The sequence below is a fragment of the Olivibacter sp. SDN3 genome, assembly GCF_014334135.1.
Taxonomy (GTDB): domain Bacteria; phylum Bacteroidota; class Bacteroidia; order Sphingobacteriales; family Sphingobacteriaceae; genus Olivibacter.
The window spans coordinates 4791452-4816915 of sequence record NZ_CP060497.1 but is presented as its reverse complement, the minus strand read 5'-3'; the positions used below and the strand labels follow the sequence as shown (position 1 = coordinate 4816915).

Genomic DNA, 25464 nt, shown 5'->3' with positions numbered 1-25464 from the left:
ATAAATCAGCCAGCATGTCTGATACATGCTGGCACAATTTTTTATTTTAGTTCATCAATTAGATCGAACCCCCAATCAATGCCTTTTAATGTTGCCGGAATACCTTTGTCAAGCCATACCGGGGCCGGTTTTCCTTTTAAAAAATGATCAAAAAATTGCTGTTCGCGTATTTGAATATCCTTCCTATTCTGCCTTTTTACTAAGTTATGCTCCTCACCGTTATAATTTAACATCCATACGGGTTTCCCCAGTCTACGTAACGCTGTAAACATTTCTATCCCTTGGTACCACGGTACAGCACCGTCATTATCATTTGCCATAATGACCACAGGAGTATTAACAGATCTCAAGTGGAAAAGAGGGGAATTTTCAATGAATAAGTCATAACCTTCCCAAAGATCTTGCCCAATACGGCTTTGTGTTTTCTCGTATTGAAATTGCCGGTTCATGCCACTCGCCCAACGGATACCTCCATAAGCAGATGTCATATTCACCACAGGTGCTCCGGCCCAAGCAGCAGCATACATATCTGTTCTCGTGATTAAATGGGATACTTGATATCCTCCCCAGCTTTGCCCCTGTATGCCTATATGATTTTCGTCTACCCAAGGAAATTTTGACAATTCGCCAACGCCAGAGTTAACATACTCTTCTGCAGATTTTCCTGGGTGACCGATTTCATAACTTATATCTGGCGCAAAAACTAAGTAACCGTTACTCACAAAATAGCTTATATTCAATCGTGAAGGAGTGGGGGCGGGGGAAATATATTGATGCAGCCCATCTGATAGCTTTTCGTAAAAATAAGCAATTAACGGGTATTTATTCGCTTCATTAAAATCTTCAGGTTTATATAGAACACCTGTAGCCTCATAACCAGAGGGGGTGGTCCATTTTACGAGCTCAGCTGTACCCCAGTTATATTGTTGTTGCTGTGGATTGATATTACTTAGTTTGTTTTCATTTTTGAAATTAGAAGAGCTATACAAATCTGGCGGCGCTTGGTAGTTCTCCTTTGTATAAATGTATATTTTGCTGTTTTCACTTGCGCTAATTTGATTATACATGTACGGGCCCATCGCAATTTCTTTTGGGTCTCTTTTATTCCTCGGATTCGTATTGTACCACCCCCTTTCCTTGTTTTTATGGTCAAAAGCACTAACAAGTAACGGATTTTTGAGATCTATGATAATTGATTTCTGCTTTTTTTGTATGCCAATTTTAGGCGCTATGTCTTCGTAACGAAAAGTGATTTGATTACTTCTTCCTGCTCCGTTTGTTAGCAATTTACGATCGTCACCCGCAGGGTTAAAACTCCAGATATCATATTTGTCGTAGATAAGAACTTCAGCATCGTCTGCCGACCATCCAGCAATACCATAAGGACGGGCGAATGTTGGCGAGTCGTTTTCTTCATCTGAAAAACTCACGGGTAATTCGCTGTTTAAGACGCGTGATCTATTATTACTTATTTCGTAACTATTCCATTGTTGTGTCTCTAGATCATACCAGATAATAAACTTACCTGTAGGAGAGATGCTGGCATACCCGTAAATATTTTCAGCTATTTTTTTTCTACTCCCATCGAGGGTCGATATCACATAAAAATCTTGAGCTGTACCTCCTTCCCATTGAGCCGAAATTCGCTTACCATAATTGCTATTACCCAAAACGTAGCCGTTATCTGCGTGATCTGTTGTGTGTATGTCAGGAATCTCTTCAGATCCAAGAGGTACCACACTGCCACCATGCCTTGGAGAAACGACAGCTAAATAGCTTTTTGTCAAATCTTTTTGTAGATTAACTAATTGCTGTGGTTGGAGATAGTCATCCTTCCAGCTCCAAACATCTACATTGGCAACTTCAAAATCAACAATTGTAGTGTCTTTTATAGGTGGAATGGGGGCTATTCCAAAATAGAGTTTTTCTCCACTTTTACTAAAAAACACGTCGCCATCGCCACTCACATTCCAGTTTAAAGGCATACCCGTGCTACTTACATTAGCAAGGATGGAAGCTGTATCTTTTTCTGGTGTGTAATAATAAAGGTTATAGGGTTTTTGTAACGCCTTTTCGTGATTCTTTTCGGCTGTGAAGGCTAACTGATTACCCGTCTCATCAAAAGCTAAGTTCGTATAGTTCCCTTTTCCTCGGCTTATCTGCTTCAAGATTTTTTCTTTTATGAGGTATAAGAATAGGCCAGCATCGGTATCGGTAGATGAGCTCTTACCGGCGGAGTCTCTACCTTTTTTTACAAATGCTAAGACTGCTCCTTTATCATCAAAATAAAAATCATTAACATGCTCAAAAGTTTTCTCCTCACCCGTCTCCAAGCTACGTAAATGTAAAGTACCATAACTATCTTTTTTATCTTTCTTTTTACTGTTACGGGCTTTGGAGTCTGCTGTTTCTTCAATTTTTGTGGTGTCCTTGCTTTCAACTATATATGCAACGTGATCGGTAGACGCTAAAGGTAACTTGTATTTGGATACGTTCGCGACCTTAAACACCTCGTTTGAGGTCAAAGAAATAATTGCCAAAGAATCTTTAGGCATTTCTTCGGCTTTTTTCTTTTTAATTTTAGCTTGTCGCACAAGTGCAAAAGGAGGCGTAATTGAGGCAATCGCATATTTTGAGTCATCGGTAAAGGTCCCATTTTCGCCGCGCGGTATGTTCCATAATATCTCGCCATCAGTCGAATTGATAGATAGCATTGCGTCTCCTTCTTGAGGAGTAACACTGTATAATACAAATTGAGCATTATTACTCACTTTGGCAGAACTAATGCCTTGCCAACTATCGTAAACACTATGGTCCAGAGGCTTTTTTTGGGCACAAACGTTAGCGAAGGTGAGACTTAAGGCTACTGATGCTAAATATATTTTACGCATATCTAAGATTGATTAAGGCCTTAAATATCCGAAAATATAAAGAGATAACCTTTAAATCACGGTTATTTTACATAGGAGGAAAAAATAATAGAACAGAGGTTAACAGCCGACGTGGAGTTTTAAAAGCATGGTAATTGCTATTATTGAGGTAATTATCATACGGAAAAACTTTCTCCACATGCACACGTACGAGACGCATTTGGATTAATGAAATTGAAGCCTTTACCAGTTAAACCATCACTATAATCCAGCTCTGTACCAGCTAAATAGAGGAACGACTTCATATCCAAAACTATTTTGACTCCCTTATCTTCAAATGCTTGATCTCCTTTACGCTCCTCGTTGTCAAAATCCAATTTGTATGTTAGGCCTGAGCACCCACCACTTTCTACCGCTACACGCACAAAATAAGATGAATCGTACCGCTCTTTTTGTAAAATCTCGTCGATACGTGTTTTTGCTTTATCTGTTACCGTTATCATAGTATGATGATGTTTTATTGCTCAAATATCGTCAATCGTTTTTTTAAATAAAAATATCTAAAGGTTTGCTGTGGAATATGACAGCGAGGCGACGTAAATTTTCGTTATAAAATGCCTGCTACGTGCATCTGCCAAACGGGCGATTCATCTCTTAATTTATTAACGGTTTCTGTGATAAGCTTTACTGCAAGCATGATGTCTTCTTTGGTATTTGCTTTTCCGAGACTAAAACGAATGGAACAGTGTGCATCCGTTGTACTTACCCCCATTGCTAGCAGTACAGGAGAAGGTTCTCTTAAACCACTAGCGCAGGCAGAACCAGAAGAAAGCGCAAGCTGGGGAAGCCGATTCATAATGTCATTACCTTTAACATACTTAAAACATATATTAGTTACATGGGCTAACCGTTCGGTTCGATCTCCATTAACATAGGTTTCGGGTATAGCCAATAAATGATGTTCCAATAAATCTCTGAGTTCACTTAAATTTTCCTCTCCTGTATTAAAAGAGGCACTGGCTATCTGGCTGGCTTTCCCTAAACCCACTATTCCTGGTACGTTAAGTGTACCTGCTCTTTGTGTATTTTCCTGTCTACCTCCATGCAATAAACTCCCAATTTGTATAGGGGTTGCTCTCCTCTTTATATAAAGGGCACCAGCACCTTTTGGTCCATAAAATTTATGTGCACTCAAAGCAAGTATATCAATATGTTGTTGATTGACGTCGATAGGTACTTTTCCTATAGCTTGAGTGGCGTCGCATAAGAATAAAACTTTATGTTTTTTCGCTATAGCACCAATTTCAGCGATAGGATGTATTACACCGGTTTCATTATTGGCCGCCATAAGGATAATCATAATAGTGTCGTTACGTATACTTTTGTCAAGCAATTGTAGATCTATATGCCCGAGATTATCCACCGGTAAAAAGGTTATGTTTGCGCCTTCTTTTCTTAGATATGCGCAAACGTCTAGAACTGCGGGGTGCTCGGTTACACAGGTAATTATGTGTTTTCCTATTTGCTGATAATTGGCGAATATGCCTTTTATAGCCTGATTAATGGATTCTGTAGCACCTGAGGTAAAAGTTATTTCTTTAGGAGAAGCTCCAATAAGTCTTGCCACATACTGTCGTGCAAGCTCAACAGCTTCGGCCGCATAGCGACCAATACGGTGACTTATACTCGATGCATTTCCGTAATAAGTGGTAAAATAGGGTAGCATCGCGGCTAACACTTGTTCATCAATAGGTGTGGTGGCGCAGTGATCCAAATATATAAATTTATCATCCATTGTACGTTTTTTTAAGGCAATGTCTACAGCAATATTAACTATCGAGCGATTTCTTCTAGTATGAAATCTGCGTGATCTATTTTTTCCGCAGTCCATAATACGTAGCGTATATCCACACCAATAGAACGGCTATAACTTTCATTCCATGCATAATCATTGATTGTTGCATCATATGTCCTGTCAAAATTCACTCCAATTAATTCACCTTTTGCATTCATAATAGGAGAACCCGAATTTCCTCCTGTAGTATCCATATCATATAAAATATTTACTGGCACATCCTGTAGATTGGGTTTAACGAATGAACCGAAATTCTTTGCTTCCCAGGCATCTCGTATTGCTGCTGGATAGCTAAATTCAGGAAGCCCGGTATTGCCCTTTTGAATAATGCCGGCAATAGTAGTAAATGGGGCCATATAGGTGGCATCTACAGGAGAATACCCCTTAATATATCCATAAGTCAATCTCAGGGTGCTATTTGCATCTGGAATAAAATCTTTTTGCAAAAATTGTTCCCTTACAGCAACATAATCACCCATCAGTTTGTTTAACAACCCTTCTCTTCTATCTTGTTCGGTCTTCAGGCTAGAAATTTGTTGCTCAATCTGTTGCTGTAAATGTAAAATCGGATCATGAAAAACGATTAAACTATCCATATTGGTCAACATCTTATCCACATTATTTTTATCACCCAATTTACTACTATTGATTATAGAACGTGCTATATTGTTGAAATCCGTTCTGTTTTTAAAAAGTTCATCTACGGCTTCTACACGTTGATCTCTCGGTAGATTATATGCATCTTTTAACATACGCGCCAAAATAATTATATCTACAGATTGCTCATAACTTCCATATAGGTCATTAATGTAACCTGTTAGTTTAGGCATGTTCTTTTGCCAGTGGTTTTCTTTAATAGCTATTTCCGTCAAGGATTTTTTAAAGGTGTTTAAAGAACGAGCTACGTTCAATAGGTTGCTTGCGCTATGTATCTGGGTTAGCCATAGCTCGCGTTTTGCTTCTTTGAAAATTTCTTTGTAAACGCTATCGATAGCCGGCATTAGGTTACTATATTTTTTCTGCAGGCTCGGCATTTTGTTGATAAATGTTGCCAAGGCTTGATCTTCTTGTTGTTTATGTTTAAGTAAGTTAAGTGTGGTCAGCCCTTTCATTTTACCCTGATAGTTTTTCATTACATTGGCATTCCGTTGAATTCTGGTAGCTAGGTTAATAGCCATAGCACGATCGCCTGCTCCAACGTCCTTCATGGTTCTGTTTTGAAAATCATATAAATCTGCTATATATGGAAGGAGAAACTCTTGCTGATACTGTATATATTGTGCCGGCCGGTGTCTAAATGTACGCCCTGGATACCCCAAAATGAAAACAAAGTCGTTTTCATTTACACCCTTTGTATTAATTTTTAGGTGTTTTTTAGGCCTAAATGGAATATTGTCTTTCGAAAATTTAGCTGGTTTACCATCTTTTCCCACATAAGCACGAAAAAAAGAAAAATCTCCGGTATGTCGTGGCCATATCCAGTTATCGGTTTCTCCACCAAATTCACCAATTGTTCGTCGAGGTACATAAACAAGCCTTACGTCTTCTATCATTTGGTATTTAAACAAAATGTAGCTTTTTCCAATGAACATTTCGGATACCTCTGCCTTAATATTAGGATCTTGTCTTTCAGCTTCTTGGGCTATAAGTTTCTGCTGATTATTAATAATATTTATCCTTTCAATGGGGTCGTTAATATCTATAACTGCATCGAGCACTTTCGAGGAAACATCTTCATAACCAATAGTTATACGTATGGTAAGTCCCTTCGCTTCGATTTCTTGCGCACGGGTTTGTGCGACAAACCCATGTGTGAGATAATCATGCTCGGGAGTACTGGCCAGCTGAACAGCACTAAATGCACAGTGATGGTTGGTGATAATTAATCCATGCCGTGATATAAAAGATCCTGAGCACCCACCAACTTGTACCAGTGCGTCTACCAAGCCTATACCGCCTGGATTGTAGATGTCTTTTTCTGAAATCTTTAAACCCGCTTCCTTTAAATTTGCTCTGCTGAGATCACTTAACGGAAACATTCCTTCATCAAAGTTTGTATAAGAAGTGTTGATAACGGCGATTAGCAGAAAGGAGGTAAGTAACCAATTTTTCATTTGCATATGATTTGTTTGAACATTGTCTCCGTTTGAGGGAGATATTTTTGTCTGTTTTCCCGTTTATTATTGGGCGGGGTATTCTAAAAGGGCAGCTGACGATCCGTTTTCCTTTGGGATTATCCTTGCTAATTTATTACCTTAGAGATAAGTCGTTTTAATTAGGGTGCATGGAATAAATAAACAGGGGTTAGACAAAGCAAAGATAAACAATTTGGGACGTTTGTTTGTAAATGAATTTTGTGTTAGGTTTGCACCGGGTTTAATAGTTATTCAATCAGTGTTTTTTTCTTTTAATCGAATATTTCTTTCGGTAATCAAGTTATATATGAAGGTAAGCGCAAATTTTAATTTTTTTTCATGCATTGTTATTCTAGTGGTTATGCTGGTATCTTGTGGTGATAACTATAATAAGGAGGAAATTTACCGATCGGAAGTCTTTAGCGTATATCCTGATAAAGTCGTTCAGGAAGGTTTTGAAGCAAAAGCATTATCTACAGAGGAAATCGTTTCTAATTATATAAGTGAGGCTATCCAGAAGGTCAATCCAAAGGTAAGATTCAAATTTAGTATCAATGGTAAAGATAACGAACTATCATCTGGTACTACGCATTCGGTCGTTATTTTACCTGATCAGTCGGTAGATACGCTTACGGTTAAATTCGGACGTCCTCATATGGACGAAACTACTGTGCCAGAGGGCGTGTATCTCGCAGAAAACTCTAAAATAACGATCAAATTAGATCTGAGGGAGGTGTTGAACGCTTTTGAAGAAGAGGGGTTTTATACAAATTTCAACGGTACTAGGATTTATAAAGAAGATTTTGAAAAAGTTTACATAGCTGGTAGTGTGAAACCGCTATCGTGGGATTTTGACAATTTAGTTAATCGCCCAGAACTGGAGATGAAAGACGAAAATGAAGATGGTATTTATGAAGTAACACTAAACCTGAATGGGTCAAGACCACAAGCTGGTACAAATACCTGGAAGTTGAGTACTGATATTTCCTCTTATCCGAAATATACTTCTAATTATCCGTTAACAGATGCGCTCTACAACATGGCATTGGAAGAAATGACCAAAGATATCGAAGCCGATAGCACGTTCCGTACTGGAAAAGAATGGAGTGGTGTATGGACCAGAGACGTTAGTTATAGTATTTTATTGTCGATGGCTGCGATACAACCTGAAGTAGCTAAGAAAAGTCTCATGCAGAAGGTGAAAAATGAAAGAATTGTGCAGGATACTGGAACTGGGGGAGCTTATCCTATATCGACAGACCGTGTGGTTTGGGCGAGTGCTGCATGGGAAATATATAAAGTAACGGGTGACAGGGAGTGGTTAAACGATAGTTACAGAATTATCAAGAATACTGTGGAAGATGACCGATTAAATGTTTGGGATCCTAATACCGGCTTGATGCGCGGCGAATCATCATTTTTGGACTGGAGAGAACAAAGTTACCCAAAATGGATGCAACCAGTTGATATTTATGAATCACTTGCTTTAGGTACAAATGCTGTACACTATCAAGCGAATAAGATACTCGCAGAGATGGCAAAAATCACAAATGATGTAGAATCTGTTTCTAAATATAGTGGGTGGGCTGATAGCCTTAAGAAGAGTATTAATAAGCACTTATGGATCAATGAGAAGGGATATTACGGTCAATATTTGTACGGAGGTATTAACAAAACCTTATCATACCGTTCTGAGTCTTTAGGAGAAGCTTTGACTGTTTTGTTTGATATAGCATCTCCAGAACAGCAGGAAAGCATTGTGGCAAACACGCCGGTTTTAGATTTTGGGATACCATGTATCTATCCGCAAACAAGATATATTTCAGCTTACCACAATAATGCGATATGGCCTTTTGTACAATCGTATTGGTCACTTGCTGCAGCAAAGGTAGCTAATGAACAGGCGCTGGTGGCAAGTATGGCGGCTATTTATAGACCTGCTGCCTTATTTTTAACCAATAAAGAGAATTTTGTTGCGAGTGACGGTGATTTTGCCGAAACGCAGGTTAATTCCGATGAAATGTTATGGAGTTTATCTGGCAATTTAAGTTTAGTATATAAAATACTCTTTGGGATGAGTTTTGAACCGGACGCATTGCATTTTAAACCGCACATACCGAAAGTACTTCGAGGTACCAGAAAGCTTGAGAACTTTAGATATAGGAATGCGGTATTGGATATTACGTTGTCTGGGTACGGCAATACTGTTACATCTGCCACATTAGATGGTAAAGATTTAACAGAAGCGGTCATTTCCGGTGATTTAACAGGTCATCATGAACTTGTTATTGTGTTGAGCGATAATCAACTGCCCGAAGGGCGAATGAATAAGGTTCAGAATCAGTTTGCTTTGAATATGCCAACTTTACGATATGAAAATGGTAAAGTGAAATGGCCTGTTATGGAAAATGTAAAGAACTTTAGGATACTTAAGAATGGAGTAACCAACACATTGATAGATGATTATGAGGTAAGTATCCCTCAGAATGAATTTGCTCAATATCAAGTGGTTGCTATTGATTCTAACGATGTAGAGTCTTTTGCTAGTGCACCGTTTACAGTGTCATCTCCAGATATGGAAAGAATCGTTGAAATGGAAGATTTTGCTAAACGCTCTCTTTTAAAACATCAGGGATATTCAGGTGATGGTTTCGTAGAAATTAGTAGTTCTGTAAATACTTCAATAGACCTATCAGTTGATATTGAAGAGAGCGGAATGTATGCTATTGATTTCAGGTATGCCAACGGTAGTGGGCCAATCAACACGGATAATAAATGTGCTATTAGAACACTGAAATCAGATAACGCGACTTTAGGCGCAGTTGTTTTTCCACAAAGAGGCAAAGGAGAATGGTCAAATTGGGGGTATAGCAATAAAGTTGTATCTAGATTGGAAAAAGGAAATCAAACGTTTAAATTGGTTTTTGATTTACCTGTGAACAATAACATGGATGGAAATGTAAATCAGGCAGTGATCGACCATATTCGTTTTATAAAGATTAAATAGTACAAAAGTTGAAGACCAAACGCGGCTTAATTTTCCGATTGAATCAGTGGCGTATAAAGAAAATTTCAAACAGAAACTTTCTAGTTGTACTCGCCGTTCTCGTTGGATTCGCAGGGGGATTAGCTGCGGCGGGATTGAAAGCGCTAACCCACGGAATTGCTGCCTTTCTCCAGAACGACGTTCAGTCTGAATATAAGTACTATTTATATTTATTTTTTCCTCTGATAGGTGTTTTACTAACCGTTATTTACATAAGGCGTTTTATAGGAAACGGCAAATTTGAACACGGTATTACCCCCATCTTGTACGCTATTTCAAGAAAGTCTAGTAAAATAGAGTCGCATAATATCTATTCACAGATTATAACTTCTGCGTTAACTGTGGGGTTCGGTGGTTCTGCTGGGCTAGAAGCACCGATAGCTTACAGCGGTTCAGCTATTGGATCCAATATCGGTAAGTTTTTTGGACTTAACTATCGAGAGGTCACTATGCTATTGGCCTGTGGTGCAGCGGCGGGTATAGCGGGTGCGTTTAATAGTCCGGTAGCCGGAATGGTATTTGCTATAGAAATTTTGCTCCCGGAGTTTTCGATTCCAGCTTTTATTCCACTATTAATGGCTGCGGCGACTGCCTCGGTGGTATCCAGAGTATTGTATAATGAGCCGCTTTTTTATCTTGTATCGGATGATTGGGTTGTCCAGGCGTTGTTTTTCTACCTGATCTTAGGTGTAGTTGTAGGTTTTTTTTCCATTTATTTTTCGAAAGTAAACGGTTGGGTTAAAAATTGGTTTTCCAAAATTAAAAATCCATACCATAAAATTTGGGTTGGGGGAATTAGTTTAGGATTGCTGATTTTACTCTTTCCAGCCCTGTATGGTGAGGGGTATATAACCATACAGCAATTATTACTTGGTAAATCAAACTCTTTATTAGCGAACAGCATTTTTTCCGATTATCGGCACACTGGTTTTTTAGTTGTCATTTACGCAGTGCTTACAGTATTTGCAAAGTCTTTTGCGGCACTTATAACGTTAAACAGCGGGGGGAATGGGGGGACGTTTGGACCAAGCTTAGTGATGGGCGGTTTACTTGGTTTTGTGTTATCGCATGGGATCAATTTAACGGGTATAACCTACTTGAGTGAGGCTAATTTCATTGTCGCCGGGATGGCTGCGGCGCTAAGCGGCATCATGCACGCCCCCTTAACCGCTATTTTCTTAATTGCTGAAATAACTGGTGGCTATACCTTAATGGTTCCTTTAATGATTGTTTCTGCTATTTCTTATTTCATCAATCGTGCAACCGTAAAGTACTCTATTTACACAAAAAATTTGGCCGAACACGGAGATTGGCTTTCGCATGAAGATAAAGATAAAACAGTCTTGCGGATGATGAAGCTACGGTATGTATTGGAAAGCAATTTTACCATATTGTTGCCAAACGAAAAACCGATTGACAGAAGATCGGACATCATCCATACTAAACGCAATATTTTTCCTGTTGTAGATGAGCAACAAAAATTATTAGGGGTCATCTATAGTGAGCGGCTTTTTTCAATACTGATGGGAGAAGAAGTTACCGATAAATCTATGAAAGAACTGGCTCAACCTCCTGTAGATGTGGTTCGTATGGATGCCAATATGTACGATGTGATGCGTAAAATGGATCGTGAAGACATTTGGATTTTACCGGTACTTGACGCGAACGACAGGTATATGGGATTTGTGTCTAAGTCGGCCATATTTAATAAATACAGGGCACTACTGGTTAGGCAAAGCGCTTATCTTGATTAATTTTGAAATCTGATCTGTTATCTTTTGCTTCTGGTTACCTTTAACAATTATTAACCATTTGTATGACTGTAATAACGTACCTTTGTTGCCGTTATATTGGGGTGAAGCTAATCAATGTTTTCGAAAATGAACAGAATATATATATTATTAATGCTTACGGCTTTTTTTGCATGTGGGGTCAATCAGCAGGCAAAACAGATTAAAGCTTTGGAAAATTGTAAGTTTGAGGTGCAAAAAGTAGATAGCGTTTTCCTGGCAGGCACCGATGTGCTTAGCTTAGTGAAATCGGGTAATGTTGATATGAGAAGCATGAGTGGTGTAGCATTGGCTATGCTTAGAAAGGAAGTGCCTTTAGCTGGGATATTGCATCTTAAAATTACCAACCCAACTAATAATTTAGCGGGCATAAATCAATTTCAATATCAGATTTTAATGAAAGATCAGCAGCTTGCTACGGGTATCGTTAATCAACAGGTAAAAGTTTTACCTGGAGAGTCTTTGGAAGTGCCCGTAAATATTGATGCAGATGTATATGGATTACTCTCTAATGGGGCAGTTTTGCAGGAGATAATCGATTTTGTTGGAAACGATAAACCCCAGCAGGAAAGTTTTCTTACCATAAAATTAAAGCCTACTTTAGCCATTGGCAATAAAACGATTAATTATCCCGGCTGGATATCCTTTGATAGGAAAGTGACCCGTAATATGCTGCTATAATTTCGTAGATATTTTTTTCAAGCATATGAAAAAGAAATTTACAGGGGTGGTTTCTCATCACCTTTCAGACGATGACTCCAAAGAGTTTATGGTCTTTCATATGAACAAGCGGTTGTTAAATGCGAAGGAGTTTAAACCTTATAATATATTCAATCCTTTTAAATCAGATTTCTTCGCCGTAATTATGGTACAAGAAGGGTTTATCGAAGTAAATGTTAATTTGAAACATTTCAATCTCGAGAAAAATAATCTGCTTGCTTTTGCGCCTAATACAATTAAACACCTAGTTTCGATAAGTGATGATTGTAAATGTTACGCTATTTTGTACAAGCCTACTTTTCTGATCAACGCCAATATCCGTGAGTTCCATCAGGACGTCTACGACCTTTTAGTAACCGGTATGCCCTTGTTCAATTTGCATCAAAATGAAGTTAAAGAACTCACTAACTTGATTGAAGTGATGCATTTGCACAGTTACGCCGAAGATACACATACGATTAACCATCAGGTTGTAAAACATGTATTTCTTGCATTTATGTATGAGTATACACACTTGTATAGAAAATACACGAAAGAGACTAATCGAAAAGTGAGTAGAAAGGAAGACCTAATGCTGAACTTTATTAAATTAGTAGCAGACCATTTTAAAGAACAACGTAGTGTTGATTTCTATGCGAAAAAGCTATTTATAACACCGAAATATTTATCAGAAGTGACGAAGGACGTATCTGATAAAACAGCAAGCTCTATTATTGCAGAAATGGTCATTATGGAAGCGAAGAATTTGTTAAACATGCCATCAATTACCGTATTGGAAGTGTCTGATTTGCTGAATTTCAGTGATATGTCTTTTTTTGGTAAGTACTTCAAGCGTTACACGGGACAAAGCCCTACGTCCTATAGGAAATCATTATCGTCACTATAGATTACTCATTTAAATGTAAAATTTGTTGGTCTTGCAACGATTATTTTTGTTGACAACTTTTACTTGCTAATATACTGGGTATATTCGTCTGGTATAAAGATGTCGATGTTGTGTTGTCAATTCGCGTAATAAATTTATCTATTCTTGCATTTTTGGATATACATAAGTGTGTTTATTGAGATATTTATGTTAAATTTATGTTGTTTTTAACAGCATCGGGAAATCTGAGCTGGATGAAGCGGAACAGAATTTTAGACATATTATTGTCAAATAAACCAATATATAAATCTTTTTTTTAGCGGCGATAAGGGGTTTTAAAGGCTTATTGAATAGTATGTTTAATTTTATTGATAAAAAATTTAACCGAAAAATTGACCATTTTTGGCGAAAAATGTACCTTTTTTAAATTTAATATTGAATTGATATTTGTGCCATTATTAGTTGATATGCAAACTATATTTGTAATAGATGAATCAGGTAAAGAACAATGATGATTTAGCGATATTCCATCTCGACAATTTGAGTAAGTTGTTACGCAACAAAGCCAATCAATACTTGTCTGCTCAAGGAATCGATGTGAGGATAGAACAGCTGCCTGTTTTGTTTAGTATACCGGAACATGGTCTTCCACAACAACAAATAGCAGATGAAATCGGTCGGGATAAATCCTCGGTGTTAAGAACCATTTCCAATTTGGAGCGAGAAGACTTAGTGCGCGTTACTACAGATGTGGCTGATAAGAGAAAAAACTGTGTAATGCTTACACCTAAAGGTAAGATATTAGCAAATCTGATTAAAGACAAGATAATAAATCTAGAAAAGGTATTGTTCAATAATCTGAAAAGCCCTGAACACGACCGTTTTATGCAGCTTATTAAGTCTATTGGTAATAATTTGCAGAATATACATATAATATAGAAGTATTAGAAAAGTAGATAAACCTGATGGTTTTAAATTTTATTTAGATGAGTAGAAATTTTGACAAGCGTATAGCAGATTTTAAAGATGCGGCGGTGATAAAAGAGAAAGGTCTTTATCCTTATTTTAGACCTATTGAATCCGGTCAAGATACAGAGGTTGTCATAAATGGGAAAAAAGTTCTAATGTTTGGCTCAAATTCTTATTTAGGCCTTACCAACCATCCGAAAATTATTGAAGCTGCTCAAAATGCTACAGCTAAGTATGGCACTGGTTGTGCAGGGTCGAGATTCCTAAATGGAACCTTGGATATTCACGAGGAGCTCGAAGAAAAACTGGCAGATTATGTCGGTAAAGAGGGCGCTGTTCTGTTCAGCACAGGTTTCCAAGCGAATTTAGGAGCGCTTTCCTGTTTAACCGGTAGAAACGATTATTTGGTTTTAGACGACAGCAACCATGCTTCCATTATAGATGGTAGCCGTTTATCTTTTTCCAAAGTAATTAAATACAAGCACAATAATATGAATGACCTCAGGCAGCGGTTGGGACAGCTTCCTAATGATGCCGTTAAACTGATTGCGGTTGATGGGGTGTTTAGTATGGAAGGTGATTTTGTTAGGTTACCCGAGCTCGTTAATATAGCAAAAGAATTTGATGCAGCCGTGATGGTAGACGATGCACATGGTCTAGGTGTGATCGGTGACCGTGGTGCAGGAACAGCTTCTCATTTCGGTTTAACAGATGATGTGGATCTAATCATGGGGACGTTTAGTAAATCGCTGGCTTCTTTAGGTGGTTTCATTGCAAGTGATGCAAATACGATAGAATTCCTCAAACACAGAGCAAGGTCGCTTATGTTTAGTGCAAGTATGACTCCCGGAGCGGCAGCGAGCGTACTTGCTGCATTAGAAATTATCAAGTCCGAACCAGAACATATCGAAAACTTATGGAAAAACACGGACTACGCGAAACGATTGTTAATAGAGAATGGTTTTGATTTAGGAAAAACGGAGAGTCCGATATTGCCTGTTTATATAAGAGATAACGATGCGACATTTTTGATTACCAAAACCTTACAGGAGGATGGGGTTTTCGTTAACCCTGTTGTTTCTCCAGCTGTGGCCTCACAAGATTCGTTAATCCGTCTTTCATTAATGGCAACGCATACTTTTGATCAGATAGATGAGGCTATAAGCAAATTAACAAAAGCATATCGTAAAACATTGGCGAGTGAGTTTGTGAAAATCGCGTAACTAGAATTCAGAAAACAATCGTCGTTATTATATAGTACTAAATTATCTATGAGGGTCATTGAAGTATCATCCAAAAGACTGCTGAAAGCATTTATTGATTTTCCGCATAATTTATATAAAGATGATAAAAACTATGTGCCAGAGCTTTTTATAGCTCAAAGGGATATGCTTACACCTGGAAAACATCCCTTTCACCGACACTCATTTATTCAATCGTTTTTGGCCTACGATGATGATGACCGGATTGTAGGTCGTATCGCTGCAATTTATAACAACAATCATAATGCTTTTACAAAAGCGAACGATGGTTTTTTTGGCTTTTTTGATAGCATTGATGATCAGCGAGTTGTCGATGTGATGATGAAACATGTAACGAACTGGTTAAGGCAGAAAGGCGCAAATAGATTGATCGGTCCTGTTAACCTATCTACCAATGATACCTGTGGGTTGTTGGTTAAAGGATATGAACTGCCTCCAGTTGCGATGATGCCTTATAATAAACCGTATTACGAGCAGTTACTTTTAAATGTAGGTTTAAAAAAACAGACAGATTTACTTGCTTATCTTATTGTAAGAAAAGATGTGAACGATCGGTCAGTCCGCTTATTGGATGCTTTAAAGGGACGTTTGAAAAGAAGCAATATCATTATTCGTCAAATCGACAAGAAACGTCTAAAAACGGAAATCCCGCAAGTGAAAGCACTATATAACAGTGCTTGGGATAAGAATTTGGGTTTTGTTCCTATGACCGATGAGGAATTTGACTTTATGGCCAAAGATTTGGCAATGATTCTTGACCCCAAATACTGTATCATTGCGGAACAAAATGGTAAGATGGTTGGATTTGCATTAGGAGTTCCAGACATTAATCAAATATTGATCAAAATCAAAAGAGGTCGCTTGCTACCGACGGGCATTTTTAGATTGTTGTTTGGTTTGAAGAAGGTGACAGGATTACGCGTACTGTTACTGGGTGTGCTCGATGGTTATCGGAAATTAGGTATTGAAGCCTGCTTGTATGGACAGTTGATAAAAAATGCAGAAGGCACAAATATAAAATATGCTGAATGTTCGTGGATGCTGGAAGACAATTACTTGATGAACCATGCTATAGAGCAAATAAATGGAGAACAGTATAAACGTTATAGATTATTTGAAAAATCTTTGACAAATTAATTGCATCACTTCTTATTATTGATGGTGAATTCCCTTTAACTATTGTTTGCTCTCAATTCCGATTATGTGATATAATTATCTATTACATAGAGGTCAAATCTATGATTACCTGATCGGAAGAGATTCGTTTTTGACTTTTTGACCACAAATGTCTTACGTAAAATTCTTTATTTTGCACGAAAGCGATCAGTTTAGTTTTCGCATCTGATTTAATATTTCAAGAACGTGAAAATGTTTGTAAAACAACGATATAGGAAAGTTATTTATTTTTATTTATTTCTTCTTTTTACCTTAATAGGGCAGTTTGCTTTTGGTCAAACAACTATTGTTAAGGGAGTGATTACCGATGCTTCAACGAAAGAGACGTTGCCTTATGTAAGTGTATTGATTCCAGGTACATCTATTGGCACTTCAGCCGACGATGAGGGGCATTATAGCATTAAAATTGAAGGTAATCATACAAAGTTGAAATTCGCCTACATAGGGTATTTACCAGTAGAAAAAGAAATTGTACCTGGCGAAGATCAGGTGGTTAACCTTCAAATGAAGGTAGATGCAGCTATGCTTGATGAAGTAGTTGTCACAGGTAAGAGAGGACGCTACAGAAATAAGAATAATCCTGCCGTTGAGCTCATCAGAAAAGTTATTGCACATAAGAAAGAAAACCAGATGGAGCATTACGACTTCGTTGAGTTTGAGGAGTATAGTAAGTTGTCGATGGCTCTGAGTAACCTTTCGAATAAGTTTAAGGAAAAACGAATTTTCAGAAACTATCAATTTCTATTTTCTGAGCAGGATTCTAACGCTATTGGCGGGACAAACGTCTTGCCGGCGTACATGGAAGAACGACTTTCTAATATCTATTTCCGCAAAAGCCCATACAAGAAGAAACGGTATATCTTAGGAGATAAGAAAGCTGAGTTTGACCCACATTTTATTGATAATGATGGTGTCAGTAACTATTTACATCGCCTCTATGAAGATATAAATATTTATGATAATGATATTTCCATTACGACGAATCTATTCTTAAGCCCCATTGCTAATAATTCACCTACATTTTATAAGTTTTTTATCAGCGATACTGTAAAAACCGAAAAGCCGTGGTTGGTTGAATTGAGTTTTGTGCCCCGTAATAAAGCCGATATGTTGTTTGAAGGAAAGCTCTTTATTACCCTTGATGGCAATTATGCTGTTCAGAATGCTTATTTAACGGTTAATAAGGATATCAATCTGAACTTTATGCGAGATCTCCAAGCTAAACTGGAATACAGTAAAAACCCCGATGGCCGTTACCATTTGAGTAAGAGCACACTGACCATGGAATTTGCCTTGGGAGAGAAGGGTGGTGGTATATTGGGAGAACGTACTGTATCTTTCGAAAAATACAAGATAGGAGAAGTGCGTCCAGACAGTATATATAAAGGACCTGAAGAAGAAATTGCATATAATCCCGAAGTGAAAACTACTGAAGAATACTGGGAGAATGTTCGACATATGCCCCTAGAATTACGTGAAGTAGGCATTTATAAGAATGTAGACACACTGCAGACTATCAAATCATTTAGGAGAATAATGGACTGGGGGACGGTATTGTTGGCAGGATATAAATCGTTCGGGAAATTTGAAATAGGGCCCGCTAGTACTTTTTATAGCTTTAATCCTGTGGAAGGTTTTAGACTACGCTTAGGAGGAAGAACAACAACAGACTTCAGCAAACGAATGTTTTTTGAAACATATGGTGCCTATGGGTTTAGGGACGAAAAATGGAAATATTTTGGAGCTGCTACTTATTCTTTAAATAACAAATCTGTGTACACCTTCCCCCTGCATTATATCAAAGCTAGCTATCAGCATGATACCAAGATACCAGGAGAGGAATTGCAGTTTGTTCAGGAAGATAATTTCTTGTTATCTTTTAAACGTGGCGACAATAATCGGTGGTTATATAATGATTTGGCTAAATTAGAATATGTACGTGAGTTGCCAAGCCGCCTTTCTTATAAAGTCGGCTTTACCCATTGGCGCCAGCGCCCTGCAGGAGCTTTATTATACCGACAATTAGATGCGAATGGAGATCTTTTTAATATTAATGAGTTAACGTCTTCTGAGGTAAACTTCGAATTGCGATATGCGCCAAATGAGCAGTTTTATCAAGGAAAAGTGTATAGGATACCTATCTTTAATAAATACCCAATATTTACTCTTCGCTACAATATGGGACTAAAGAATGTGTTGAATAGTACAAACGACTACCATAATTTCAGTGCTAACATTTTTAAACGTGTGTATTTATCACAATTTGGTTATTCAGATGTTACCTTAGAAGGTGGTTATATTTTGGGAGAGAATATACCATTTCCTTTATTAGCGGTTCACCGCGCGAATCAAACGTATGCTTACCAACTCAATTCTTACAATTTGATGAATTTCTTAGAGTTCGTAAGCGATCACTATGCATCTGTTAATGTGCAGTATTATATGAATGGTTTTCTGTTCAATAAAATTCCATTACTTAGGCGTCTGAAATGGCGTGAAGTTGTGAGCTTTAAAGGGTTATGGGGAGGCTTAAGGGATGAAAACAATCCGAATTATAATAATTCGGTATATAGATTTTCCACGGACGAAAATGGCGCTCCCATTAGTTATGCTCTAGGTAGCACGCCATATGTAGAGGGGAGTGTAGGCATTGCGAATATTTTTAAACTAGTGCGCGTAGATTTAATTAGGCGATTTAACTACTTAGATCATCCGAATGTTGCAAAGTGGGGAGTAAGGGCTCGCGTAAAATTTGATTTTTAGAAAGCGGATGTGCCAAGGCAGATTGCATATCAAATCAAGTTTATCTAAGTTTGTATATAGTTTTTACTAATAGAATTAATTATTGGTCATGGCAAAAAAATATGTTTCGAACTCGCAGGAGTCGGTACGAATGTTCAGAAGTAATTTACTTGAACCACTAACTAAAGTACACTTTACCGTACCTTTGATATTATTTGTGCCTGTAGTTCTTTATTTCACCTGGAAAGCGTTTGCTTCTTATCAAGTTTCCATAGGGTTTTACTTTGGTTTTTTCTTAATAGGCCTTTTTGTTTGGTCGCTTACGGAGTATGTAATGCATCGTTTTGTTTTTCACTTACCGCCTAAAGGAAAAATTATGGAAAGAATACACTTTATATTTCATGGAGTTCACCATGATTATCCAATGGATAAGTTACGTTTAGTAATGCCACCGTCAGTAAGTATTCCGTTAGCTTTAGCCTTGTTTTACTTTTTCAAACTATTTTTTAATGAAATGCAAATGGCTGCTTTTTTTCCGGGATTTATGGTTGGATACCTTTTTTATGATATTGGCCATTATGCCATGCACCATTACAATTTCAAAAGTGGCATTATGAAAAAAATTAAGCAACATCATATGTTACATCATTACCAAGATGCTGACAAAGGTTACGGTGTCAGCTCCCCTTTATGGGATAAAATATTTGGTTCTGATTTTGAGAAAAAAGGAAAAAAGCGATAATTGGCTAAATTATTGCTTTTCTATATCACAAACTATTGAGTTGTCATAAAATTATATTTCCATTATTTTTAGAAATTATATTTGATTGACAACATAGCCTAAATTGGCTAATTTAAAGGATTGATGAAAGAAAACAATTTATGGGAGGATACTATTATTCCAGCTAATAGAAGGCTTTCTAATGGCAAAAAAGGAACGCAGGGTATATTTAATGATAGGAAGCGCACGAATTTATTGAAAGGTGTCGAACAGCGTACAATCTCTTACTTAGTTACTATAGTGCCTAAAGCGATAACTCCAGATATGCTTACAGCAGTAGGTTTTTTGGGAGGACTGTTAGTCCTAGCGGGTTTTATTTTGGCAAGTTATTTTGAGCGAACGTATCTATTATTAGGAGTTGTTGGTTTGTTTGTTAACTGGTTTGGAGACTCGTTAGATGGTAGAATTGCATATTATCGAAATATCCCAAGAAAATGGTACGGCTTCTCGTTAGATATTATAATGGATTGGATAAATACGGTTATTATGGGGCTGGGTTTTATCGTTTATCTAGGTAATGGGTATGAATTGCTTGCCTATTTTTTTGTCGCCTTATATGGTTGGGCGATGATTATATCTCAGTTACGCTATAAAATAACGGATAAATATACCATAGACGCAGGTACTGTTGGACCTACGGAAATACGGGTTATCATAAGTGTGATTCTTATAATAGAGGTGATTTTTCCTAAAACTGTGAGTGTTTTTTCTGGACTTGTGGTGATGATTTTATTTGTTGTAAATATTGTTGACACAAGAAAGTTATTAAGATTAGGCGATGCACGTGATATAGCGGAACGGGTTGTAAAGAAGAATTTTTCCGATGAACAGGAGAAATAATATTTATACCTTTATTAAGGCGCAATTATCGGCATTTATAGGAGGTATTGTTGACTATCTGATCATGATTGGCTCTACTGAATACTTGCAGATCCACTATACAGTGTCGATTCTATTGGGAGGTATTGTTGGAGCTTTAGCAAACTTTACCATCAACAGAAACTGGACTTTTGAAGGAACGACAGATGCTGCTAGCACAAAGATGGGATTTCAGTTGCTAAAATTTGCTATAATAGTTGGTGTTAGCATACTGTTGAAAGCTATGGGTACTTACTTAGTAACAGAGGGAGGGCGTATTGATTATCGTATTAGCAGGGTCATGGTGGATTTAATGGTTTCACTTGGCTTTAACTATACATTGCAAAAGTATTGGGTATTTAAAAGAACATGATTTAACAAGCTATTTAAGGTATGTCAAGTAATATACAGATTCGCCTAAGCATCATGATGGCTTTTATCGCCAGCACATATAGTTTATGTGCAGCCTCCATTGATAATCGCCATGTGTTTTGCGCATCGGATTCTACTAAAATAGACACTTTTCCAATACCGAAAGGGGTAGATAACTTGCTTTTTTATATACAACGAGATCCTAATACGAACACCATTTGTTATACGCTGAACCTTAATAAGAGTGGTGAATTAAACACTGCAAATCCAATTAATGCTTTTTGGATACGTTATCCCGAAGGGGGAGCAAGGAAAGATCTTAATTTTATCCAGCGAAAGTTTGCATATGGCATCACAGCAAAAAAGAATAATGACGGGACCTACGACGTCCGTTCCGTCGCTTACAATAAATTGCCTTTAACCTTGAAGAAAGATAGTAATGGTAGGTACCACATTTATACAGATATTAGTAACAAAGAGTCTGTTTTAGAAAGGATTTTTATAAGGATTGGTGATGGCGGTACATTTTGGGCACCAGATGTGAAGTATATAGAGTTAAAGGGAGTTGATGTAAAATCTGGTAGGAGAATTATAGATAGATTTAAACCTTAAAAAGGATGGTTTACGGGCTTTTATCAGTAACATTGCATCTTTTATCTCTGTTCGTCAGAGCAAAGCCGAAATTTCTTGGTAACATTATTTAAACATAGTGTTTTTGGCCTGATTTTGATGATGTACTAATATATGGATAGTAGTGTTAACTTATGACGAATTTTATAGACATTATTATTTTGCAAACGAATTATAAGTAAATATTTTGACTTATTAACTAAATGTTAGCGGAAAAACCCCATTTGTAATAAAGATTGTACATGTCGCTAGATGTTGGCTTGATTTTTTCTTATACTATATCATTAAGATTGAAACCTTATCACAATCATTTTATATATTAAAAAACAATGTTTATGAAAAAGTTAATTTTTAGCAGTGTATTGGCAACCGTAATCTTAGTAAGTTGTGGTAATCCTCAACAAGAGAATGAATATAATGACGATCTGGACGTTGATACAGTTGAAGAACCGATGTATCCAGCAGATACAACTGAATTGTCGGCCCCTGTAGATACAGCTGTTGACGCTTCTCCTATTCAGTAGTTCTTTTTCTTTATCAGAAAATCTCCATCAACTACCTTGGGTTAAGAATGTTGATGGAGGTTATACCACCCCGTTTATTTGAATAAGATATAACAACATACGGGAGTTAAAAAGAGAGAAAAAAGCGTGGATAAAGCCACTAATAAAGCTGAGCTTTCTTTTTCGGTTTCTAGAAACGCTGCAAAAACAATCAAGTTGGCGGCTACGGGAAACGTCGCTATTAGCAATAGTAATTTTTGCTGTTGATTATCCAGTATCTGAATAATCCAATGTTCTAAGCCTATCAACAGTAGCAATGCTAATGCACCACTTAGGTATCTCATTATTAAAAGCTTGCCAAAAGACTTGAGCGAGACAGAGTTAAAAGCCATACCTCCCAGCATAATCCCTACAATTAACATACCTAGGCTGGAAACCGTCCATCCTATGCCCTTCGTGACAGGTTCAAAACTGCTGGGCAACTCAAATGAAAAGCTATTCAGTGTGAGCGCTATTATACAGGCATAAATCGCAGGAATTTTGAATACATTATATATGGCATGTTTTATAGGGATTTTTTTTGTTCGTGAAAATAGATAATAACCAATGGTATCACCGTATAACGCGTTGCCTACGTAAGCACTGATAATTAACGGTAGTTGTTCATCTCCGAAAAGTGCCAAAGTAATCGGTATACCAAACCACCCAATGTTATAATATGAAAAAGAACTTTGTAGAAGGTTCACGTTAAAATCCTTTGCCATATATCTGTGAGTGAAGTATGCAGGTATATTCATTAAGCAAGCAAAAACAAATATAATACCTATAGCTACAAATAATTCCTTTAGTTCTGCTTTAAGCAGGTTATCCATAATAAGCAAGGGTATCAACCCGAATAATAGTATTTTTGCTATCCATTTGCTTTTGAGTCCCAACCATCTATTAACAGCATATCCTAATATAATGAACCCATATAAGGGGAGCACGTGGGTCGACAATTGTTTTATAACGTCCATTATACCAGTCTTTTGATAATAGCATCGGTCATTTCGTCAATTCTGGCAATATTAAACCAAAGTGCATTTACATCATGCTGTAATCCTATCAATAGGTGCCCCACACCATATACAGGTGCATTCGGTATTCCCCTAACAGTAATTTTCATCGTGTTTAAGTCTGCTTGCACACCGCCAGGTTTGTAAGCCACAATTTGTTTTTTATGATGTAGCGTGCGAAGGAGTGGTATATCGTCCATTTTTTCTATTGCTGTGGTGGGGCCTGTTGCATTGATCACATAGTCACTTTCACCTTTCACTCCTTCTTTTGTCTGAAGAATGAATTTTAATCGACTATCGTCCCAAAGTATCTCTTTGCTATGGGAAATTACGTTGAGCTGTTTTGATTCCAGCAGATTCAGTAGTTTTATGCCGTTCTCCAGTGGGATTGGATGTCTATTAATATCGACATAGGGTTTAATCCATCGACCATAAAGTAACTTCTGGTCTTCTGGTAGTAATTTCCATATATCATAGCTGATGTAGCGTAGGGAAAAAAGAATGTCCTGGAAAATATTCTTTCCTTTCAGTGCTAAATGGATATCTTCCTTTAGTAGGTTTACAGGTGACTTTCCGATACGTTCTGTGTCTTTCCAGTTGATTTTTTGTTTTAGAGCACCTTCAACTTCTTGCATGAATAAACGGATAAGATCTTTTACGCGAAGAGACCTTCTCTCTGTTCGTATAAGTTTGCGGATATTACTCAGTGTTAACAGCTTTCTTTCGTAAGACGTTTCTCTAGGGGCTTGTACTCTAGGGAGTAAGCCATTAATCGAAAATAGGTTTATTGGTCCCCGATGCTTGTTTGTTACCAGTGTCATAACAGCGTCAATTGCTGTTAAACTACTCCCAATAATAGTAACAGAAGCCTTTTTGTTTTTTATTTTCTGTAAGAGTTGTTGGGCTGGCCATGGAGATGAAAGATACTGCTCAATGCTGCGTAAGTTTTTAAAAGAAGCTGCTTCGGGTGTTCCAGTGGCCAAGATACCAATGTCGGCAATTATCTGTTCGCCTGATTCCATTATGCACGTTATTTTTTTCGCGCTTATCTCAGCATCTAGCACTTCTGATGAAATTAATGTCACCTTGATACCGTATTTATGAGCGATCGTGATGTATTGATTTAAGGTGTCTTTGATGTATATCCCGTATAACATGCGGGGAGGGTAAGCATCTGGGTGTATAGCAGCTTGTGGGAAATCTTTTTTGATCATCTCCTGATGTTCGTGCATCCATTGTATAAAGTGCAATGGTTCTTCTGCAAATATGCCCATTAGTCCTGCCTTGGTATTCAACAAATGGCCCTCTTGCCCGGTACCATATGCTAAGCCCGGGCCAAAATCCATTTTTCTTTCAATTAACGCAATTGATATGTTTTTTGTGCGAACTTGAACAATCCATTTTAATACGAGGTGTATAAATGATGCCACGCCCGAAGCGCCTACGCCGATTATAACTATGGTGTAACCTGATAAATCTTTGCTTGACATGTTATTTTTTAGATACTTGACTTCCGTTTTTCGATTTTTTATTCTTTTGCCCTTAGTTTTGAAGTTTTTTCGCGTGAGTCTAGCAAGGAGTTTTCTAATACATTTTTCAAACTCTCTGGGTCGTTCATGATTACCGAACTTATCTCAATTACAGTTTCGTAATATTCGTTGTCAATATGACCGTTAACAGCTAACTTGATATTGCCATCTGGCATATCTTTTTTGGAATATTGTACGTTGGTGATAACTACCGTTGATTTATCTTTTTTCATATGATATATATACGTTGAACTCGAAATATTTTCTAATTAGAACAAGCCTAACGATTATTTGTTAGCAGAAATG

Annotated in this window: 20 protein-coding genes; 13 read left to right on the top strand and 7 right to left on the bottom strand. The window is 37.4% G+C overall.

Annotated elements, in window-relative coordinates; all coding sequences use genetic code 11:
- Positions 1-41: 41 nt before the first annotated feature.
- The 4 genes from H8S90_RS20385 to H8S90_RS20370 all read right to left on the bottom strand — a co-directional run bounded on the left by H8S90_RS20385 (position 42) and on the right by H8S90_RS20370 (position 6845).
- Positions 42-2891, bottom strand: a complete 2850-nt coding sequence (locus H8S90_RS20385; protein WP_187339644.1) for a S9 family peptidase — start codon at positions 2889-2891, stop codon at positions 42-44.
- A 155-nt stretch (positions 2892-3046) separates the two neighbouring features.
- Positions 3047-3373, bottom strand: a complete 327-nt coding sequence (locus tag H8S90_RS20380; protein ID WP_187339643.1) for an iron-sulfur cluster assembly accessory protein — start codon at positions 3371-3373, stop codon at positions 3047-3049.
- 104 nt (positions 3374-3477) lie between these two features.
- Positions 3478-4665, bottom strand: a complete 1188-nt coding sequence (locus H8S90_RS20375) for a cysteine desulfurase family protein (RefSeq protein ID WP_187339642.1) — start codon at positions 4663-4665, stop codon at positions 3478-3480.
- Between the two features lie 38 nt (positions 4666-4703).
- Positions 4704-6845: a S46 family peptidase gene (locus H8S90_RS20370; protein ID WP_370525660.1), complete on the bottom strand. Its 2142-nt coding sequence runs from the start codon at positions 6843-6845 to the stop codon at positions 4704-4706.
- Positions 6846-7221: 376 nt separating this feature from the next.
- On the opposite strand from H8S90_RS20370, the gene H8S90_RS20365 reads away from it, so the two are divergent.
- The 13 genes from H8S90_RS20365 to H8S90_RS26275 all read left to right on the top strand — a co-directional run bounded on the left by H8S90_RS20365 (position 7222) and on the right by H8S90_RS26275 (position 22595).
- On the top strand, positions 7222-9867 hold the full coding sequence (locus H8S90_RS20365; protein ID WP_187339640.1) for a trehalase family glycosidase: 2646 nt from the start codon (positions 7222-7224) through the stop codon (positions 9865-9867).
- Positions 9868-9875: 8 nt separating this feature from the next.
- Complete coding sequence (locus H8S90_RS20360) at positions 9876-11660, top strand: chloride channel protein (protein WP_187339639.1); 1785 nt, start codon at positions 9876-9878, stop codon at positions 11658-11660.
- 126 nt (positions 11661-11786) lie between these two features.
- Complete coding sequence (locus H8S90_RS20355) at positions 11787-12377, top strand: hypothetical protein (protein WP_187339638.1); 591 nt, start codon at positions 11787-11789, stop codon at positions 12375-12377.
- Between the two features lie 25 nt (positions 12378-12402).
- Complete coding sequence (locus tag H8S90_RS20350; RefSeq protein ID WP_187339637.1) at positions 12403-13302, top strand: helix-turn-helix domain-containing protein; 900 nt, start codon at positions 12403-12405, stop codon at positions 13300-13302.
- Positions 13303-13770: 468 nt separating this feature from the next.
- The gene (locus tag H8S90_RS20345) at positions 13771-14220 is read left to right on the top strand and encodes a MarR family winged helix-turn-helix transcriptional regulator (protein WP_187339636.1); all 450 of its coding nucleotides are present in this window, start codon (positions 13771-13773) and stop codon (positions 14218-14220) included.
- Positions 14221-14267: 47 nt separating this feature from the next.
- Positions 14268-15473, top strand: coding sequence for a pyridoxal phosphate-dependent aminotransferase family protein (locus H8S90_RS20340; protein ID WP_187339635.1), 1206 nt, complete (start codon positions 14268-14270; stop codon positions 15471-15473).
- Between the two features lie 48 nt (positions 15474-15521).
- A complete protein-coding gene (locus H8S90_RS20335) occupies positions 15522-16649 on the top strand; it encodes a hypothetical protein (RefSeq protein ID WP_187339634.1) in 1128 nt (375 codons plus the stop codon).
- A gap of 231 nt (positions 16650-16880) precedes the next feature.
- Positions 16881-19451: a DUF5686 and carboxypeptidase-like regulatory domain-containing protein gene (locus H8S90_RS20330; RefSeq protein WP_187339633.1), complete on the top strand. Its 2571-nt coding sequence runs from the start codon at positions 16881-16883 to the stop codon at positions 19449-19451.
- A gap of 130 nt (positions 19452-19581) precedes the next feature.
- Positions 19582-20172, top strand: coding sequence for a sterol desaturase family protein (locus H8S90_RS20325; protein WP_255501673.1), 591 nt, complete (start codon positions 19582-19584; stop codon positions 20170-20172).
- 123 nt (positions 20173-20295) lie between these two features.
- Positions 20296-21051, top strand: a complete 756-nt coding sequence (locus H8S90_RS20320) for a CDP-alcohol phosphatidyltransferase family protein (protein ID WP_255501672.1) — start codon at positions 20296-20298, stop codon at positions 21049-21051.
- Positions 21035-21442 carry a GtrA family protein gene (locus tag H8S90_RS20315; RefSeq protein WP_187339631.1) on the top strand — a complete coding sequence of 136 codons (408 nt, stop codon included), beginning with the start codon at positions 21035-21037 and terminating at the stop codon, positions 21440-21442. The genes H8S90_RS20320 and H8S90_RS20315 overlap by 17 nt, the downstream gene beginning before the upstream one ends.
- A 20-nt stretch (positions 21443-21462) precedes the next feature.
- Positions 21463-22053 (top strand): DUF4833 domain-containing protein, encoded by a 591-nt coding sequence (locus tag H8S90_RS20310; RefSeq protein WP_255501671.1) that lies wholly within the window; start codon positions 21463-21465, stop codon positions 22051-22053.
- 353 nt (positions 22054-22406) lie between these two features.
- Positions 22407-22595, top strand: a complete 189-nt coding sequence (locus H8S90_RS26275) for a hypothetical protein (protein WP_255501670.1) — start codon at positions 22407-22409, stop codon at positions 22593-22595.
- A gap of 74 nt (positions 22596-22669) precedes the next feature.
- Here H8S90_RS26275 and H8S90_RS20300 read toward each other — a convergent pair whose 3' ends face one another.
- Genes H8S90_RS20300 through H8S90_RS20290 form a run of 3 tightly spaced genes read right to left on the bottom strand, consistent with a single transcriptional unit; the run spans position 22670 to position 25391 of the window.
- The gene (locus H8S90_RS20300; RefSeq protein WP_187339629.1) at positions 22670-23590 is read right to left on the bottom strand and encodes an AEC family transporter; all 921 of its coding nucleotides are present in this window, start codon (positions 23588-23590) and stop codon (positions 22670-22672) included.
- Positions 23590-25119, bottom strand: coding sequence for an FAD/NAD(P)-binding protein (locus tag H8S90_RS20295; RefSeq protein ID WP_187339628.1), 1530 nt, complete (start codon positions 25117-25119; stop codon positions 23590-23592). Before H8S90_RS20295 ends, H8S90_RS20300 begins: the two co-directional genes overlap by 1 nt.
- Positions 25120-25157: 38 nt before the next feature.
- Entirely contained in the window at positions 25158-25391 is a 234-nt protein-coding gene (locus H8S90_RS20290; RefSeq protein ID WP_187339627.1) for a hypothetical protein, read from the bottom strand.
- Between the last annotated feature and the right edge of the window lie 73 nt (positions 25392-25464).

Excerpts from the sequence above, each read along its gene's own strand:
- H8S90_RS20385 (WP_187339644.1), bottom strand. The coding sequence starts at position 2,891 with ATGCGTAAAATATATTTAGCATCAGTAGCCTTAAGTCTCACCTTCGCT.
- H8S90_RS20380 (WP_187339643.1), bottom strand. The coding sequence starts at position 3,373 with ATGATAACGGTAACAGATAAAGCAAAAACACGTATCGACGAGATTTTA.
- H8S90_RS20375 (WP_187339642.1), bottom strand. The coding sequence starts at position 4,665 with ATGGATGATAAATTTATATATTTGGATCACTGCGCCACCACACCTATT.
- H8S90_RS20370 (WP_370525660.1), bottom strand. The coding sequence starts at position 6,845 with ATGCAAATGAAAAATTGGTTACTTACCTCCTTTCTGCTAATCGCCGTT.
- H8S90_RS20365 (WP_187339640.1), top strand. The coding sequence starts at position 7,222 with ATGCTGGTATCTTGTGGTGATAACTATAATAAGGAGGAAATTTACCGA.
- H8S90_RS20355 (WP_187339638.1), top strand. The coding sequence starts at position 11,787 with ATGAACAGAATATATATATTATTAATGCTTACGGCTTTTTTTGCATGT.
- H8S90_RS20350 (WP_187339637.1), top strand. The coding sequence starts at position 12,403 with ATGAAAAAGAAATTTACAGGGGTGGTTTCTCATCACCTTTCAGACGAT.
- H8S90_RS20345 (WP_187339636.1), top strand. The coding sequence starts at position 13,771 with ATGAATCAGGTAAAGAACAATGATGATTTAGCGATATTCCATCTCGAC.
- H8S90_RS20340 (WP_187339635.1), top strand. The coding sequence starts at position 14,268 with ATGAGTAGAAATTTTGACAAGCGTATAGCAGATTTTAAAGATGCGGCG.
- H8S90_RS20335 (WP_187339634.1), top strand. The coding sequence starts at position 15,522 with ATGAGGGTCATTGAAGTATCATCCAAAAGACTGCTGAAAGCATTTATT.
- H8S90_RS20330 (WP_187339633.1), top strand. The coding sequence starts at position 16,881 with ATGTTTGTAAAACAACGATATAGGAAAGTTATTTATTTTTATTTATTT.
- H8S90_RS20325 (WP_255501673.1), top strand. The coding sequence starts at position 19,582 with ATGTTCAGAAGTAATTTACTTGAACCACTAACTAAAGTACACTTTACC.
- H8S90_RS20320 (WP_255501672.1), top strand. The coding sequence starts at position 20,296 with ATGAAAGAAAACAATTTATGGGAGGATACTATTATTCCAGCTAATAGA.
- H8S90_RS20315 (WP_187339631.1), top strand. The coding sequence starts at position 21,035 with ATGAACAGGAGAAATAATATTTATACCTTTATTAAGGCGCAATTATCG.
- H8S90_RS20310 (WP_255501671.1), top strand. The coding sequence starts at position 21,463 with ATGTCAAGTAATATACAGATTCGCCTAAGCATCATGATGGCTTTTATC.
- H8S90_RS26275 (WP_255501670.1), top strand. The coding sequence starts at position 22,407 with ATGAAAAAGTTAATTTTTAGCAGTGTATTGGCAACCGTAATCTTAGTA.
- H8S90_RS20300 (WP_187339629.1), bottom strand. The coding sequence starts at position 23,590 with ATGGACGTTATAAAACAATTGTCGACCCACGTGCTCCCCTTATATGGG.
- H8S90_RS20295 (WP_187339628.1), bottom strand. The coding sequence starts at position 25,119 with ATGTCAAGCAAAGATTTATCAGGTTACACCATAGTTATAATCGGCGTA.
- H8S90_RS20290 (WP_187339627.1), bottom strand. The coding sequence starts at position 25,391 with ATGAAAAAAGATAAATCAACGGTAGTTATCACCAACGTACAATATTCC.